Consider the following 16,854-nt stretch of genomic DNA (forward strand, 5'->3'; position numbering starts at 1 on the left):
GCTAACAGTTCGGGAGAAGAAGTGAGTACAGGGGAGCCGCTGGTCGTCGGCGTCGACTTCGGGACGCTGTCCGGCCGGGCCGTCGTGGTCCGCGTCCGCGACGGCGCGGAACTGGGCAGCGCGGTTTCGGAATACCGCCACGGCGTGATCGACCGGATCCTGCCGCAGACCGGGCACGGTCTGCCGCCGGACTGGGCACTGCAGGTGCCGTCGGACTACGTCGACGTGCTCCGCACCGCCGTGCCGGAAGCCATCCGGGCCGCCGGTGCGGACCCCGCCGACGTGATCGGCATCGGCACCGACTTCACCGCGTGCACGATGGTGCCGACCACGGCCGAGGGCACGCCGCTGTGCGAACTGCCCGAGTTCGGCGGGAACCCGCACGCCTACGTGAAGCTGTGGCGACACCATTCCGCGCAGCCGCAGGCGGACCGGATCAACGCGCTGGCACGAAAGCGCGGCGAGTCGTGGCTCCCGCGCTACGGCGGGCTGATCTCTTCGGAGTGGGAGTTCGCCAAGGCGCTGGAGGTCTTCGAAGAGGCTCCCGAGGTCTATGACCGGATGCGGCATTGGGTCGAACTAGCCGACTGGATCGTCTGGCAGCTCACCGGGACCTACGTGCGCAACGCGTGCACCGCCGGGTACAAGGGCATTCTCCAGGACAGCCGCTACCCGAGCGCGGAGTTCCTGGAGGAGCTCGCACCCGGCTTCGGGTCCTTCGTGGACGACAAGCTCGTCCATCCGCTGGGCGCTCTCGGCGCCAAGGCAGGCAGCCTGAGCGCACAGGCGGCGGAATGGACCGGGCTGCCGGAAGGGATCGCGGTCGCCGTCGGCAACGTCGACGCGCATGTCACCGCGCCCGCCGTCCAGGCGGTGGAGCCGGGCCAGATGGTCGCGATCATGGGCACCTCCACCTGTCACGTGATGAACGGCGCCGAACTGCGCGAGGTGCCGGGGATGTGCGGCGTCGTCGACGGCGGGATCGTTTCCGGGCAGTGGGGTTACGAGGCGGGCCAGAGCGGCGTCGGTGACATCTTCGCGTGGTTCGTCGAACACGGCGTCCCGGCGTCCTATGTGGACGATGCCAGGGAAGCCGGGATCTCCGTCCACGAACTGCTCACCCGGCTCGCCGCGGTACAGGAGATCGGCGAGCACGGTCTCGTCGCGCTCGACTGGCACAGCGGGAACCGGTCGGTGCTGGTCGACCACGAACTGTCCGGCGTCGTCGTCGGGCAGACGCTCGCGACGCGCGCTGAGGACACCTACCGCGCGTTGCTCGAAGCGACCGCGTTCGGCACCAGGACGATCATCGAGACCTTTGACCGCGCCGGGGTGCCGGTCACCGAACTGATCGTCGCCGGCGGCCTGGTCAAGAACCCCCTGCTGATGCAGATCTACGCCGACGTGACGAACCTGCCGCTTTCGGTGGCCGGTTCGGCGCAGAGTCCCGCTCTGGGCTCCGCGATCCACGCCGCCGTCGCGGCCGGAGCGCATCCGGACGTCCCGGCCGCGGCCCTCGCGATGGGCTCGGTCCGCCGCGCGGTCCACCGCCCGATCGCCGAGAACGTGAAGGCCTACGACGACCTCTACGCCGAGTACGCCGCGCTGCACGACTACTTCGGCCGCGGGACCAACGACGTCATGCACCGGCTCGCCGCCCGCCGCCGTGCCGCCAGGAAAGGACAGCACCGATGAGCCTCGCCGTGGAGATCACGGACACCTTCGAAGAACTGCGGGACACCGTCGCGCGGCTGCACAGCGAGCTGACCCGCTACGAACTGGTCATCTGGACCGCGGGCAACGTGTCGGCACGCGTCCCCGGGCACGACCTGATGGTGATCAAACCGTCCGGCGTGTCCTACGGCGAACTGACCGCCGACACGATGGTCGTCACCGACCTGTACGGCGAAGTCGTCCACGGTGATCTGGCGCCCTCTTCGGACACGGCCGCGCACGCCTACGTCTACCGGCACATGCCGGAGGTCGGCGGTGTCGTCCACACGCATTCGACCTATGCCACCGCCTGGGCGGCGCGCGGGGAGCCGATCCCGTGCGTGCTCACGATGATCGCGGACGAGTTCGGCGGGGAGATCCCGGTCGGGCCGTTCGCCTTGATCGGCGACGACTCGATCGGCCGGGGCATCGTCGAGACCCTGCGGTCCAGCCGCTCGCCCGCCGTGCTGATGCGCAACCACGGGCCGTTCACCGTCGGCCGCACCGCACGCGACGCGGTCAAGGCCGCGGTGATGGTCGAGGACGTCGCGAAGACCGTCCACATCGCTTCCGCGCTGGGAACCCCGGAACCACTGTCCGAACAGGACGTGGACCGGCTCTACGCGCGCTACCAGAACGTCTACGGCCAGCAGGGAGAGAAGTGAGCACACAGCGGAAGACCGAGGTCTGGTTCCTCACCGGGAGCCAGGCGCTGTACGGCGAAGAAACCCTCGAACAGGTCGCGGGTCAGTCGTTGCAGATCCAGCGGATGCTGGCCGACACCGGCCGGATCTCTGCCGGGATCGTCGCGAAGCCGGTGCTGACGGAGCCGTCGGCGATCCGGCGCGTGATGCTCGAGGCGAACGCGGACGACGCCTGTGTCGGCGTGATCGCGTGGATGCACACGTTCTCGCCGGCGAAGATGTGGATCACCGGCCTGGACGCGCTGCGGAAACCCTTGCTGCATCTGCACACCCAGCTCAACGAGGCGCTGCCGTGGCAGTCCATCGACATGGACTTCATGAACCTGAACCAGGCCGCGCACGGCGACCGCGAGTTCGGCTACATCCAGACCCGGCTCGGGGTGCCGCGCAAGACCATCGCCGGGCACGCGGCGGATCCGTCGGTCGCCGACCGGATCGACGCGTGGGTCCGCGCGGCGGTCGGCCGCCAGACGATCGGCTCGCTCAAGCTCGCGCGGTTCGGTGACAACATGCGCGACGTCGCGGTCACCGACGGGGACAAGGTCGAGGCGGAACTGAAGTTCGGCGTCTCGGTGAACACCTACGGCGTCAACGAACTCGTCGCGCTGGTCGACGCGGTGCCCGACGCCGAGGTCGACACGCTCGTCGAGGAGTACGCCGGCTCGTACGCGCTCGCGCCGGATCTGGCCGAGTCGGGGGAGCGGCACGAGTCGCTGCGCTACGCCGCCCGGATCGAGAAGGGACTTCGCACGTTCCTGGCGGACGGCGGTTTCGGCGCGTTCACCACGAACTTCGAGGATCTCGGCGGCCTGCGGCAGCTGCCGGGGCTCGCGGTACAGCGCCTGATGGCCGATGGCTACGGCTTCGGCGGCGAAGGGGACTGGAAGACGTCCGCGCTGCTGACCGCGGTCAAGGCGATGGGCCGCGACTCCGAGCGCGGAACGTCGTTCATGGAGGACTACACCTACCACTTCGGGCCCGGTGAACCGAAGATCCTCGGCGCGCACATGCTCGAAGTCTGCCCGAGCATTGCCGCCGCCCGGCCTTCGTGCGAGATCCACCCGCTCGGTATCGGCGGCCGCGAGGATCCCGTCCGCCTGGTGTTCGACGCCGCCGCCGGTGACGCCGTCGTGATCGGCCTCGCCGACCTCGGCGACCGATTCCGCCTGGTGGCCAACGAAGTCGAGGTCGTCGCACCGGACGAGCCGCTGCCGAATCTTCCGGTCGCGCGTGCGGTGTGGAAGCCGGCGCCGTCGTTGGCGACCTCCGCCGAAGCGTGGATCACCGCGGGCGGGCCGCACCACACGGTGCTCACGCAGGCCGTCGGCACCGAATCGATCCGGGATTTCGCCACCATGCTCGACGTCGAGCTGCTGGTGATCGACCAGGCCACGACGCCCGCCTCGATCGCCGACCGGATGCGCTGGAACCAGGCCTACTACCGGCTCGCACAAGGATTCTGATCGGTCCCCACCGGAGAGAAGGAACAATGAAGTTCACGAAACTGGCCACACTGGCCGTGGCGGTCGGCCTCGGTGCCGCGCTGACGGCCTGCGGTTCGAGTCAGAAGACCGTCGATCAGCAGGCGGTCGCGGGAGGTGCCGCCGGCGGCCTCGTCGGCGTCACCATGCCGACCAAATCGTCGGAGCGCTGGATCCACGACGGCGACAACATCAAGGCGGCGCTGGAGAAGCTGGGCTACCAGGTCGACCTCCAGTACGCCGAGGACGACATCCCCACCCAGGTGAACCAGATCGAGAACCAGATCACCAAGGGCGCGAAACTGCTCGTGATCGCCTCGATCGACGGCACCGCGATCACCACCCAGCTGCAGGAGGCCGCGGACAAGAAGATCCCGGTCATCGCCTACGACCGGCTGATCCGCAACACCCCGAACGTCGACTACTACGCGACCTTCGACAACTTCAAGGTCGGTGTGCAGCAGGCGACGTCGCTGCTCACCGGGCTCAAGGTCCTCAAAGAGGACGGTTCGCCCGGTGAGGGCAAGGGACCGTTCAACATCGAACTCTTCGCCGGTTCGCCGGACGACAACAACGCGACGTTCTTCTTCAACGGCGCCATGTCGGTGCTGAAGCCGTACCTCGACAACGGGACGCTGGTCGTCAAGAGCGGCCAGACCGCGTTCAACGTCGCGGCGATCCTGCGCTGGCAGGCCGCGACCGCGCAGCGGCGGATGGAAGACCTGCTGACCAAGACCTACAGCTCCGGCGACAAGGTGCAGGGCGTGCTCTCGCCGTACGACGGGCTCTCCATCGGCATCCTCTCGGCGCTGAAGAGCAACGGCTACGGCACCCCGGGCCAGCCGTACCCCGTGGTCACCGGCCAGGACGCCGAGGTCGCGTCGGTGAAGTCGATCATCGCCGGCGAGCAGTACTCGACCATCTTCAAGGACACCCGCAAACTCGCCGAGACCACGGTCAAGATGGCCGACGCGGTGCTCAAGGGCGGCAAGGCCGAGACCAACAACACGACCGACTACGACAACGGCCAGAAGGTCGTCCCGGCGTTCCTGCTGGAATCGGTGATCCTCAACAAGGGGAACTACCAGAAGGAACTCATCGATTCGGGCTACTACAAAGCGGAACAGCTGAGGTAGCGACGTGACCGACGAAATCCTTCGGATGCGGGGGATCACCAAGACCTTCCCCGGCGTCAAGGCGCTGCAGGACGTCAACCTGTCGGTGCGCCGGGGAGAGATCCACGCCATCTGCGGCGAGAACGGCGCGGGCAAGTCCACGCTGATGAAGGTGCTCTCGGGCGTCTACGCGCACGGCTCGTACGACGGCGAGATCGTCTTCGACGGCGAGCCGTGCGCGTTCTCCGCGATCCGCGACAGCGAACGCCGCGGCATCGTGATCATCCACCAGGAACTCGCGCTGTGCCAGCAGCTGTCCATCGCGGAGAACATCTTCCTCGGCAACGAGAAGGCCCGCGGCGGGCTGATCGACTGGAACCGGACCAACCAGCAGGCGGGCGAGCTGCTGCGGCGCGTCGGCCTGCGGGAGAACCCGGTGACGCCGGTGCTCGACATCGGTGTCGGCAAACAGCAGCTGGTGGAGATCGCCAAGGCACTGTCCAAAGAGGTCAAATTGCTGATCCTTGACGAGCCGACGGCGGCGCTGAACGACGACGATTCTGCGCATCTGCTCGAACTGTTGCGCGGCCTGCGCGACGACGGCGTCACCTGCGTCCTGATCTCGCACAAGCTCAACGAGATCGCCGCGATCGCCGATTCGATCACCATCCTGCGCGACGGCAGGACGATCGAGACGCTGGACGCGAGCACGGTGACCGAAGACCGGATCATCGCCGGGATGGTCGGCCGGAAACTGGAGAACCGGTTCCCGCCAAGGGAACCGCGGATCGGCGACGAGGTCCTCCGGATCGAGGACTGGACCGTGCACAGCCCGACTCAGCACGGCCGGATCGTCGTCGACGGCGCGAGCCTGACGTTGCGGCGCGGCGAGATCGTCGGGCTGGCGGGACTGATGGGCGCCGGGCGGACCGAGCTCGCGATGAGTGTGTTCGGCCGGTCGTACGGCAAGGACATCTCCGGGCGCCTGATCAAGGACGGCAAGGAGATCGAGGTGCGCACGGTCGGCGACGCCGTCGCCAACGGGATCGCGTACGCCACCGAAGACCGCAAACGCTACGGGCTCAACCTCATCGAGGACATCCAGCGCAACATCTCCGGCGCGGCGCTGGGCAAACTCGCCCGGCGCGGATGGGTGGACGAGAACGAAGAACACCGTGTCGCCGAAGAATTCCGCAAGAGCATGAACATCAAGGCACCGGACGTGCGCAGCGTGACCGGCACGCTTTCCGGCGGCAACCAGCAGAAGGTCGTGCTGTCCAAATGGATCCTCACCGATCCGGACGTGCTGATCCTCGACGAGCCCACCCGCGGCATCGACGTCGGCGCGAAGTACGAGATCTACACGATCGTCAACCGGCTCGCCGACGAGGGGAAGGCCGTCCTGGTCATCTCGTCCGAGCTGCCGGAGCTGCTCGGTCTGTGCGACCGGATCTACACGCTGTCGGCGGGCCGGATCACCGGTGAGGTCGGCCGGGCCGAGGCCACCCAAGAGGTCCTCATGCGGGCGATGACCAGGGAACAGGAGTAAGACATGAGCACCGCCTCCGCCGACACCGTCACCGGTGTCCCGGACCAGCAGGGAGCCGCGCCGGCCAGGGCGCCGCGCCGGATCTCGTTCAACCCGCGCGAGAGCGGCATCTACGTCGCGTTCGCGCTGATCGTCGTGTTGTTCTCGATCCTCACCGGCGGCGCGCTGCTGGAACCGCAGAACATCTCGAACCTGATCGTGCAGAACTCGTACGTGCTGATCCTCGCGATCGGCATGATCCTGATCATCATCGCCGGGCACATCGACCTGTCGGTGGGTTCCGTGGTGGCGCTGACCGGCGCGATCTCGGCCGTGCTGATGGTGAACATGGGCATGGCGTGGCCGGTCGCGCTGCTGATCACGCTGGCCGTCGGCGCGGTGATCGGGGCGTGGCAAGGGTACTGGGTCGCCTACTTCGGCATCCCCGCGTTCATCGTGACGCTGGCGGGAATGCTGATCTTCCGCGCCCTCACCCTCACCGTGCTCGGGAACCAGGGGATCGGCCCGTTCCCGGACGAGGTGCGGACGCTGGCGAACGGGTTCACCGGCGGCTACCTCGGCAACATCGGGCTCGGCCCGCTCGGCGGCGCCGACGTGGTCAGCCTGTTGGTGGGCGCACTGGCCATCGCGGGCGCGGTCGCGTCGCGCTGGCGCAAGCGGACGGCCCGGCTGAACTACCTGCAGGAGGTGGACCCGTTGCCGATGTTCCTGCTGAAGATCGTCGCGGCGGCCGCCGTGGTGCTGTTCGTGGTGGTGCAGCTGGCGCGGTACAAGAACCTGCCCTGGGTGCTGATCCTGCTGTCGGTGCTGGTGATCGGCTATTCGCTGGTGACGACGCGCGCGGTCTTCGGCCGTCACATCTACGCGATCGGCGGGAACCTCCAGGCGGCGACGCTGTCCGGGGTGAAGGTCAAGTCCGTGACGTTCTGGATCTTCGTCAACATGGGCGTGCTCTCCGCGCTCGCCGGGATCATCGTGGCCGGACGGCTCAACCAGGCCGGGCCGACCGCGGGCAACATGTTCGAACTCGACGCGATCGCCGCGGCGTTCATCGGCGGCGCCGCGGTGCAGGGCGGGGTCGGCAAGGTGGTCGGCGCGATCACCGGCGGTCTCATCATGGGCGTGATCAACAACGGCATGTCCCTGATCGGCGCGCCGACCGAGAGCGTGAACCTCGTCAAGGGGTTCGTGCTGCTCGCCGCCGTCGCCTACGACATTTGGACCAAGCGGCGGGCCCGCACCGCCGCCTGATGGTCGGGGACTTTCCCCTCATGTCAAGCGGTGAGGGGGACCTTCCCCAGCATCGCATGCGGGAAAGCGCCCTACAGCCCCCGCCACCGCAGTCCGGTGTCCCCAATGTCGCATTGGAGACACTCAGCGTCTCCAATGCGACATTGGGGACCTGGCCGGCTGCCGGCTCGCGTCCCGTATTCGGGGTGGAGCCCTGGGGCCGTGTCGCGAAAGCCACTTTAGACACCAGACGTCCCCAAAGTGGCTTTCGCGACACAGAACACTCCGCGGAACGCCGATCGTCATACCCCCGCAGAACACGAAGAACCTTCCTAACCCCGGTTTCCTCGCAACGTCGCGAAAGGAAGTGCTGTGCGCAGCAGATCCACCCGGATAAGTGTGCTGTCCCTGACCATCGCCGCCGGTGTCCTCGTGCCCGTTCAGACCGCTTCGGGCCAGACACCGACGACCGAGTACAGCCTCGCCGTGGACGCGGCGGGACGTGGTGCCACGATCGACCGTTCGATGTACGGCGTCTTCTTCGAGGACATCAACCGTGCCGCGGACGGCGGGCTGTACGCGGAGCTCGTGCAGAACCGGTCCTTCGAGTACGACAAGGCCGACAACGCGTCGTACACGCCGTTGACGTCGTGGGCGCCCACGTCGCTCAACGGGGGCACCGGCACGGCGACGGTGGCCGACGACGACCGGCGGCTCAACGAACGGAACCGCCGCTATCTCAAGCTCGACCTGGGCAGTGGCGAATACGGCGTCGCGAACTCCGGCTACAACTCGGGGATCCGGGTCGAGAAGGGCAAGCAGTACGACTTCTCGGTGTTCGCCCGGACCGATCGGGCGGCGGGCACTCCGCTCACGGTGGCCGTCACCGATCCCGCGGGCGAGGCGCTCGCCGATCCGCTGCGGGTGCAGGTCCGCGGCGACGGCTGGGTGAAGTACACCGGCGCCGTCCGGGCGCGGGAGTCGAGCGCGCTGGGCAGGCTCGCGCTGACCGCGTCCGGCGGTGGCACGCTGCGGCTGGACATGGTGTCGCTGTTCCCGCGCGACACCTACAAGAACCGTCCGAACGGCATGCGGGCGGATCTGGCGGAGAAGATCGCCGCGCTCAAACCCGGTTTCGTGCGCTTCCCCGGCGGATGCCTCGTCAACACCGGAAGCCACCAGGGTTACGAGGCGCCGAACTGGGAACGGAAGCGTTCGTACCAGTGGAAGGACACGATCGGCCCGGTCGAGCAGCGGGCCACGAACGCGAACTTCTGGGGCTACAACCAGTCCTACGGTATCGGCTACTACGAGTACTTCCAGTTCTCCGAGGACATCGGCGCGATGCCGCTGCCGGTGGTCCCGGCGCTGGTCACCGGCTGCGGGCAGAACAGGGCGACCGACGACCCGGCGCTGCTGCGGCGGCACATCCAGGACACCCTCGATCTGATCGAGTTCGCCAACGGCCCGGTCACCTCGACCTGGGGTAGGAAGCGGGCCGAGATGGGGCATCCGGCGCCGTTCAACCTGACCCATGTCGGCGTCGGCAACGAGGAGAACCTGCCCGACGAGTTCTTCGCCCGCTTCAGCGAGTTCCGCGAGGCGATCGCGGCGAACTACCCGGGGATCACGGTGATCAGCAACTCGGGACCGGACGACACCGGCACGACGTTCGACCGGCTGTGGGACCTGAACCGGAACGCGAAGGTCTCGATGGTCGACGAGCATTACTACAACAGTCCGCAGTGGTTCCTGCAGAACAATCAGCGCTACGACACCTACGACCGCAACGGCCCGAAGGTGTTCCTCGGTGAGTACGCGTCGCTGGACAACAAGTTCGGCAACGCGCTGGCCGAAGCCGCGTACATGACCGGGCTGGAGCGGAACGCCGACGTCGTCAAGCTCGCGTCGTACGCGCCGCTGCTGGCGAACACCGATTACGTGCAGTGGAAACCGGACATGATCTGGTTCGACAACCAGCGTTCGTGGGGTTCGGCCAGCTACGAGACGCAGAAGCTGTTCATGACCAACGTCGGTGACCACGTCGTGCCGAGCAAGGCGTCGGCCACGCCTGCCACGGTCGCGCCGATCTCTGGCGCGATCGGACTGTCCACCTGGGCGACGAGCGCGGCCTACGACGACGTCAAGGTCACGTCGGCCGACGGCGCGCAGCTGTTCTCGGACGACTTCTCCGGCGGCGATTCGCGCTGGTCGAAGGTGACCGGACGGGGTTCCTGGGCGGTGTCGAACGGCGCCTACGTCCAGTCGGACCAGGCCGCCGAGAACACCCTGGTGACCGCGGGTGATCCGTCGTGGAGCAACTACGACTTCTCGGTGAAGGCGACCAAGACCGGTGGCAGGGAAGGCTTCCTGGTCGCCTTCGGCGTCAAGGACAGCGGCAACAACTACTGGTGGAACCTCGGCGGCTGGAACAACACCGTCTCCGCCGTCGAGAAGACGGAAGGCGGGGGCAAGCAGACCCTGCTCCAGAACGACACCAAGATCGAGACGGGCAGGCAGTACGACCTGCGGGTCGAGGTCCGCGGCCGTCAGGTGACGCTGTTCCTCGACGGACAGAAGTGGGGCTCGTTCACCGACGACAAGGTCGCCGAGCCGTTCCGCCAGGTCGTCACCCGTGACGTCAAGACCGGCGAACTCGTGGTCAAGGTGGTCAACGCCCAGGCCACGGCCGCCCGGACCCGGGTCGATCTCGGTACCCGCGTCCAGCCGGGTTCCACCGCTCGCGTGACGACGTTGCAGGGGTCGCCGGACGACGTCAACACCGCTTTCAGCACGCCGATCGCGCCACGCGAGTCGCGGTTCTCCGGAGTGTCGAACGCCTTCACCTACACCTTCCCACCGAACTCCGTGACCTTCCTGCGGTTCCCGGCCCGAGTGAGGGGATGACCATGACCATCGACCGTCGTGACCTGTTCAGAGCCGGAGGCGGTCTCTTGGCCGTCACTGCCGTCGGCGGCCTGGCGCCGGGTACGGCCCAAGCCGCCGAGGCCGCTCCCGCGTCGTTGACCACCCGGAATCCGCTGGTCGAACAGCGGGCCGATCCGTTCATCACCCGGCCGGTGAACGGGATGTACTACCTGACCGGTTCGGTGCCGGAGTACGACCGCATCGTCGTGCGTGGCGCCGCCACGATCGACGGCCTGGCCACCGCGAGGGAGACGACGATCTGGCGACGTCCGTCGTCCGGGAAGATGGGCGGTCACATCTGGGCGCCGGAACTGCATCGGATCGACGGGCGCTGGTACGTCTACTTCGCCGCGGGTGACTCGGACGACGTCTTCCGCATCCGGACCTACGTGCTCGAGTCCACTTCGGATGATCCACGCGCGGGCACGTGGGTGCTGCGCGGGCAGATGGTGACCAAATGGGACACCTTCACCCTCGATTCGACGACGTTCGAGCATCGGGGCAAACGCTATTTCGCCTGGGCGCAGAGCGAACCCGGCATCGCGACCAACAGCAACCTGTACCTCGCCGAGATGGCCTCGCCACTGGCGCTCAAGGGTGAACCCGTCCGGCTCGCGGTGCCCACGCTGCCGTGGGAGATCCAGGGGTTCAAGGTCAACGAGGGGCCGGCGGTGATCGTCCGCAACGGGCGGGTGTTCATGACCTACTCGGCGAGCGCCACCGACGCGCGCTACTGCATGGGGTTGCTCACCGCGGACGAACGTTCGGACCTGCTCGACCCGCGGTCGTGGACCAAGTCACCTCAGCCGGTGTTCACCACGAACGAGGCCACCCGGCAGTACGGGCCGGGGCACAACTCGTTCACCGTCGCCGAGGACGGGTCCGACGTGCTCGTGTACCACGCCCGCGACTACCGCGACATCACCGGCGACCCGCTGTACGACCCGAACCGGCATACGAGAGTCCAGCGGCTGTACTGGAACGCCGACGGGACACCGAGTTTCGGTGTCCCGGTGGGCAAAGGCGGTCCTTGCGTGCGACTGTCCCCATTGGACGATCCGGCGTTGTACGTGCGGCACTACGAGTACCGGCTGACCGCCGGCGGCAACGTCCGCGAGCTCGCCGACTCGCAGTTCCGGATCGTCGCGGGGTTCCGCGGAGCGGGAACCGTCGCACTGCAATCGGTGAACTTCCCGGACCGCTACGTCCGGGTGGTCGATGCCTCGACCGTGCGGATCGATCCGTACGAGGAGAGCGACGCGTACGGCCGGGCGGCGAGTTTCACCCAGGTGCCGGGCCTTTCCGACCGGCTGGCGGTGTCGTTCCGCCTTGCGGGTGAGCCTGCCACCTATTTGGCCCACGACAAGGGAAGGATCTTGGTCTTTCGTCCCGGTACCGCGGTGCGGGATCGTCAACGGGTCAGCTTCCGGCTCAGCTGAACTCTCTGGGAGGTTGAACGCAGTGCTGCGAACACGCCCCATCGTCGTGGTCCTGGCGATGCTCGCCGGGACCCTCGTCGCGGCCGCCGCTCCGGCGGCCGCCGACGTCCAGTCCTATCTCGACGATCCACGAAAAGTCGCCGAAGGCCAGGAGCCACCGCACGCATTCCTACGTCCCTACGCCGACGTCTCCGCCGCGGCCCGCCGAGATGAACGCAGTCCGTACACGATGTCGCTCGACGGCAAGTGGCGGATCGCGATGGCGGACAACCCGTCGCAGGTCCCGGCGGGATTCCACGAGGACGGCTACGACGCGTCGCGCTGGCGCGAAGTGTCCGTGCCGCACACTTGGCAGACGGACGGTCTGGACCATCCGATCTTCCGCAACATCGCCACCGAGATCCAGCCCGACGACCCGCCGCGCGTCCCGCGTGACGTCAACCCGACCGGCGCCTACGTCCGTGACTTCACCCTGCCCGCGGACTGGACGGAACGCGAGACCTTCCTGCGCTTCGAGGGTGTCACGTCGGCGTACTTCGTCTGGGTCAACGGGAAGTACATCGGCTACGACCAAGGCGGCTACACGCCGGCGGAGTTCGACCTCTCCTCCGCGCTGCGACCGGGCTCGAACCGGATCGCCGTCCAGGTGCACCGCTGGAGCGCGGGCGCCTATCTGGAGGACGTCGACCAGTGGCGGTACTCGGGCATCTTCCGCTCGGTGACCCTGCATTCGGCGCCGCGTACGTTCATCCAGGACGTCGGGCTGACGACGGACCTCGACGCGACCTATACCGACGCCACCCTCAAGGCCGCGGTCGAGGTCGCCACCAAACCCGGCGGGACCACCGGCAAGCACCGTGTCGGGCTGAGCCTGCGCGACGCCGCGGGCAAGGAGGCCGGGGCCGCGAGCGGTGAGGTCGAGGCCGGTGGCAAGACCACGCTGAACCTGCCCGTCCGCAACCCGGCGAAGTGGACCGACGAGACACCGAACCTGTACACGGCGGTACTCACGTTGAGCGCGCCCGACGGCCGCGTCACGCACATCACCAGCGAGACGGTGGGCTTCCGCGAGATCGAGATCCGCGACGAACAGTTGCTGGTCAACGGGAAACGGGTGCTCTTCAAGGGCGTCAACCGGGCGGAGACCGACCCCGACCACGGCAGGCACGTGCCCCGGCGTGCGCAGGAACGCGACGTCGCGCTGATGAAGCAGCTCAACGTCAACGCGGTCCGCACCTCGCACTACCCGTCGGATCCCTATTTCTACGAGCTGGCCGACCGGCACGGGCTCTGGATCGACGACGAGATCGACATCGAGACCCACAACCACGAGAACTGCGCCCGGTACTGCCAGGCGAACGACCCGGCTTGGCGGGACGCGTTCTTCGATCGCATGATCGGCATGGTCGAACGGGACAAGAACCACCCGAGCGTCTTCCTGTGGGACACCGGCAACGAGGCGGGCCTCGGCGCGCATCACTTCGCGCTGGCGGAATGGCTGGACGCGAACGAACCGACCCGGCCGATCTACCACCAGTCGAACAGTCCGGACGGGGACGCGCCGTTCGCGGATGTGTGGGGGCCGCGATATCCGTCTCCGGAGAAGTTCGCCGAGCAGGCGAAGAACACCACCAAACCGCTGATCTTCGGCGAGTACGCCCACGCCATGGGCAACAGTCTCGGCAACTTCCGGGAGTTCTGGGATACGATCCGGGCGAATCCGCAGACTCAGGGCGGGTTCATCTGGGACTGGGCGGAGCAGAACATCCGGCAGCCGATCCGGATCACGCCCGATGCGTCGGGCAACGACATCTCGGCGCATATCAGTGGAAAGCCGGATCTGATCGAAGGTCATCGCGGCAAGGCGCTGGGACTGTCCGGGCTGGACGATTTCGTCGAGGTCTACCGCGACCGCAAACTCGACATCACCGGGAAGGCGCTGACCTTGGACGCCTGGGTGAAACCGGGGAAGTGGACCGGCGATTTCCGCATCCTCGGCAAGGGAGACCACCAGTACGCGCTCAAGATGAAGACGCAGGACACGCTGGAGTTCTTCATCCACAGTGGAACGTGGCAGGCGGTGCAGGCGAAGGTGCCCGCCGACTTCTACGGCAACTGGCACCGGGTGAGCGGTACCTATGACGGAACCGCCCTGCGGCTCTATCTCGACGGCAAGGAGGTAGCGAGCAAGCCGTTCACCGGCGCGATCGACTCGTCTTCGGCGGAGGTCAACATCGGCCGCGACTTCGAGACGTCGTGGAACGACCCGTCGAGCATCGGCTGGATGGGCCGCGGCGCCGTCGACGATGTCCGCATCTACGACAAGCCGCTGTCCGCCGCGGAGTTGTCCGGCTCCACACCGGCGGGCGGGGCTGTCTTGGCGCTGGACTTCGACAGTGTCACGGACCGGGGGAGCCACCTGTCGTACGGCTCCAGTCTGTCCGGTGTGGACGGTCTGATCGACTCGGATCGTTCGGCGCAGCCGGAGACCGCGCAGATGGCGTGGGCGCATCAGCCGCTCCGATTCGCCTATTCCGGTGGCACGGTGTCGGTGACCAACGAACGGCAGTTCAAGGGCACCGACGAGCTGAACCTGCGGTGGCGGATCCAGGAAGGCTCCCGGATCGTCGCCCGTGGCGAACAGCCGTTGCGGGTCGGCGCAGGGACGACCGGACGGGTCGCCGTTCCCGTGCCGCCGAATCCGGCTGACCGAGAGCGGTTCCTCTCCGTCGAGGCGGTGACGACGCAGAGCGAGCCGATGCTCGCGCGGGGACACGTCCTGGCACACGACCAGTTCTCGTTGGGCGGGAAGCGGATCCCGGGCCTGGACCGGACTCCGCTCGACGGGAAGTCCGTCGGGGTCGTCGAGGACGAGGGTTCGGTGACGGCGTCGGCGGCCGGGGTCACGTACCGGGTGGACAAGACCACCGGTGCGCTGGCGTCCATCCGGTACCAGGGCAAGGAACTGCTGACCGCAGGGCCGAAGCTCGACGCATGGCGGGCGCCCATCAGCAACGAAACCTTCGCCTGGGGCAGGGCAGAGGGTGAGGACTGGCGCAAGGCCGGCCTGGACCGGTTGAAGACCACGGTCACCGGAGTGCGGGTCGAGAAGGACGGCTCGCGAAGCGTGCGGGTGATCGTCGACAGCCGGGTCGCGGCGCCCGACGTCGACGGCGCGTGGTTCGACCAGACGATGACCTACACCGTCGACCGGACCGGGACGCTGAGCATGGGCAACCGGGTGGTGCCGCAAGGGAGTGTGCGCACACTGCCGTATCTGCCGCGGATCGGTGTCTCGCTCGCGGTGCCGGACCGATACGACCGGTTCGCGTGGTATGGGCGAAAAGCCGAGAGCTACGTCGACCGGAAGGACGGGACGCCGATCGGCGTGCAGTCGAGCACGGTGGATCAGCAGTACGTCGAGTACCACCGGCCGCAGGACCACGGCAACCACACCGACAGCCGGTGGGCGCTGCTCACCGACAGCCGGTCCGGTGGCTTGCTGATCGGCGGCGCGAAGGACGTCAGCGTGACGCCGTTCGACGACCTCGATCGGGCGGCGTACCCCTTCCAGTTGCAGCGCAACAAGGGCTGGTTCACGCTGCACGCGAGCCACGCGGTGACCGGGGTCGGGGACACGCCCAACCCGGTGCGGGAACGCAGTCAGGTCCGAGCTGACAGCACGTATGAGTACACGCTGTCGCTTCGGCCGCTGACCCAGCAGGAAGCGCGGGCGGGGGTGCCGACCGGCGGGTGACCTTGGACGTCGCGAAAGCCACTTTCACGACACTTGATGTCTCGAAAGTGGCTTTCGCGGCACCCGTCGGCTAGTTGAACAACTTGTAGTTGAGCACGATGTATCCGGAATTCTCGGCGATCTTGACATCGTTCGCGCTGAGCCATCCGACCGTTCCCTTGGATGTCCTCAGGCAATGTTGCCCACCGGCGAATATCACCTCGGGGCCGGGAACCGTTCCCTTTCCCTCGGAAACGATCTTCGGGCACTGCGCCTTGGCTTCCTGCTCGGTTCCGTAGTAATAGAACAGGCCCGATCGATTGGCGGTCAAATAGCTTCCGTTGAAATAGAGGTCTATGTCGCCGTTGGGGCCCGATGCGGACACCGGGGTGGCGCGGGACGCGTCGAGGTCGACCCCCATGTCCGCATCGAGCTTCACCTGCTCGGGGACGGCTTCAGCGGGTTTGTTCCCCTGTTGCTGCACGCTGGTGGCATCTTGCGACGACGACCCGGATGGCGAACCTCGGTCGTCGGCGCCTTTCGCCGGCTGTGCACTGGTGTTGATGAGTGCCACGACCACCGCGCCCACCAGGCCCAACACCGCGGTTATAACAGCCGCCAGAATCGCTCCACGTCGGCTGACAAGCGCCGCGGCCACTGCCGGATCCGAGGTTTTGACGTTTCTCGCCCGGTCGGTTTTTGACCGGCCATGATCGTTGTTCGCCACATGATCTCCCCTGTCAAAGATGCTGAAAGAGACTACAACAAGATCAAGAAGAGATAGGCTTCAGACTCAGCTCGCTTGGGAATTTTCGAGCGCGAAGTCATCAGGACCGGCTTTTGTTGCAGGCTCTCGCTGGACCTTGGGTGATCCGGTCGTAGGACCTAACGGCACCGTTTCACCCTGCAGGGCTAAAACTTCGGTGTCGGAACACGCGCGGGCCGCCGCTGTCCGGGTG

At 67.1% G+C, this 16,854-nt stretch carries 10 protein-coding genes; 9 read left to right on the top strand and 1 reads right to left on the bottom strand.

Features of this window, described 5'->3' with window-relative positions; all coding sequences use genetic code 11:
- The first annotated feature begins 21 nt into the window (after positions 1-21).
- The 9 genes from araB to AC0685_RS15220 all read left to right on the top strand — a co-directional run bounded on the left by araB (position 22) and on the right by AC0685_RS15220 (position 15,916).
- A complete protein-coding gene (gene araB / locus AC0685_RS15180) occupies positions 22-1,695 on the top strand; it encodes a ribulokinase (RefSeq protein WP_478226061.1) in 1,674 nt (557 codons plus the stop codon).
- Positions 1,692-2,378, top strand: a complete 687-nt coding sequence (locus AC0685_RS15185) for an L-ribulose-5-phosphate 4-epimerase (RefSeq protein ID WP_465364253.1) — start codon at positions 1,692-1,694, stop codon at positions 2,376-2,378. Before araB ends, AC0685_RS15185 begins: the two co-directional genes overlap by 4 nt.
- A complete protein-coding gene (gene araA / locus AC0685_RS15190; protein WP_478226062.1) occupies positions 2,375-3,880 on the top strand; it encodes an L-arabinose isomerase in 1,506 nt (501 codons plus the stop codon). The genes AC0685_RS15185 and araA overlap by 4 nt, the downstream gene beginning before the upstream one ends.
- Positions 3,881-3,906: 26 nt before the next feature.
- Positions 3,907-5,034, top strand: a complete 1,128-nt coding sequence (gene chvE / locus AC0685_RS15195) for a multiple monosaccharide ABC transporter substrate-binding protein (protein ID WP_478226063.1) — start codon at positions 3,907-3,909, stop codon at positions 5,032-5,034.
- A gap of 4 nt (positions 5,035-5,038) precedes the next feature.
- Positions 5,039-6,562 (top strand): multiple monosaccharide ABC transporter ATP-binding protein, encoded by a 1,524-nt coding sequence (gene mmsA, locus AC0685_RS15200; RefSeq protein ID WP_478226064.1) that lies wholly within the window; start codon positions 5,039-5,041, stop codon positions 6,560-6,562.
- Positions 6,563-6,565: 3 nt separating this feature from the next.
- Positions 6,566-7,813 carry a multiple monosaccharide ABC transporter permease gene (gene mmsB, locus AC0685_RS15205; protein ID WP_478226065.1) on the top strand — a complete coding sequence of 416 codons (1,248 nt, stop codon included), beginning with the start codon at positions 6,566-6,568 and terminating at the stop codon, positions 7,811-7,813.
- A gap of 351 nt (positions 7,814-8,164) precedes the next feature.
- Positions 8,165-10,699 (top strand): alpha-L-arabinofuranosidase C-terminal domain-containing protein, encoded by a 2,535-nt coding sequence (locus AC0685_RS15210; protein ID WP_478226066.1) that lies wholly within the window; start codon positions 8,165-8,167, stop codon positions 10,697-10,699.
- Positions 10,700-10,701: 2 nt separating this feature from the next.
- Positions 10,702-12,159, top strand: coding sequence for a family 43 glycosylhydrolase (locus tag AC0685_RS15215; RefSeq protein WP_478226067.1), 1,458 nt, complete (start codon positions 10,702-10,704; stop codon positions 12,157-12,159).
- 22 nt (positions 12,160-12,181) lie between these two features.
- Complete coding sequence (locus AC0685_RS15220; RefSeq protein ID WP_478226068.1) at positions 12,182-15,916, top strand: glycoside hydrolase family 2 TIM barrel-domain containing protein; 3,735 nt, start codon at positions 12,182-12,184, stop codon at positions 15,914-15,916.
- Between the two features lie 70 nt (positions 15,917-15,986).
- Here the strand turns inward: AC0685_RS15220 and AC0685_RS15225 are convergent, their stop codons facing one another.
- A complete protein-coding gene (locus AC0685_RS15225) occupies positions 15,987-16,622 on the bottom strand; it encodes a hypothetical protein (RefSeq protein WP_478226069.1) in 636 nt (211 codons plus the stop codon).
- Between the last annotated feature and the right edge of the window lie 232 nt (positions 16,623-16,854).

The sequence above is a fragment of the Amycolatopsis sp. NPDC043889 genome (assembly GCF_056435645.1).

Excerpts from the sequence above, each read along its gene's own strand:
- AC0685_RS15185 (WP_465364253.1), top strand. The coding sequence starts at position 1,692 with ATGAGCCTCGCCGTGGAGATCACGGACACCTTCGAAGAACTGCGGGAC.
- mmsB (WP_478226065.1), top strand. The coding sequence starts at position 6,566 with ATGAGCACCGCCTCCGCCGACACCGTCACCGGTGTCCCGGACCAGCAG.
- AC0685_RS15215 (WP_478226067.1), top strand. The coding sequence starts at position 10,702 with ATGACCATCGACCGTCGTGACCTGTTCAGAGCCGGAGGCGGTCTCTTG.
- chvE (WP_478226063.1), top strand. The coding sequence starts at position 3,907 with ATGAAGTTCACGAAACTGGCCACACTGGCCGTGGCGGTCGGCCTCGGT.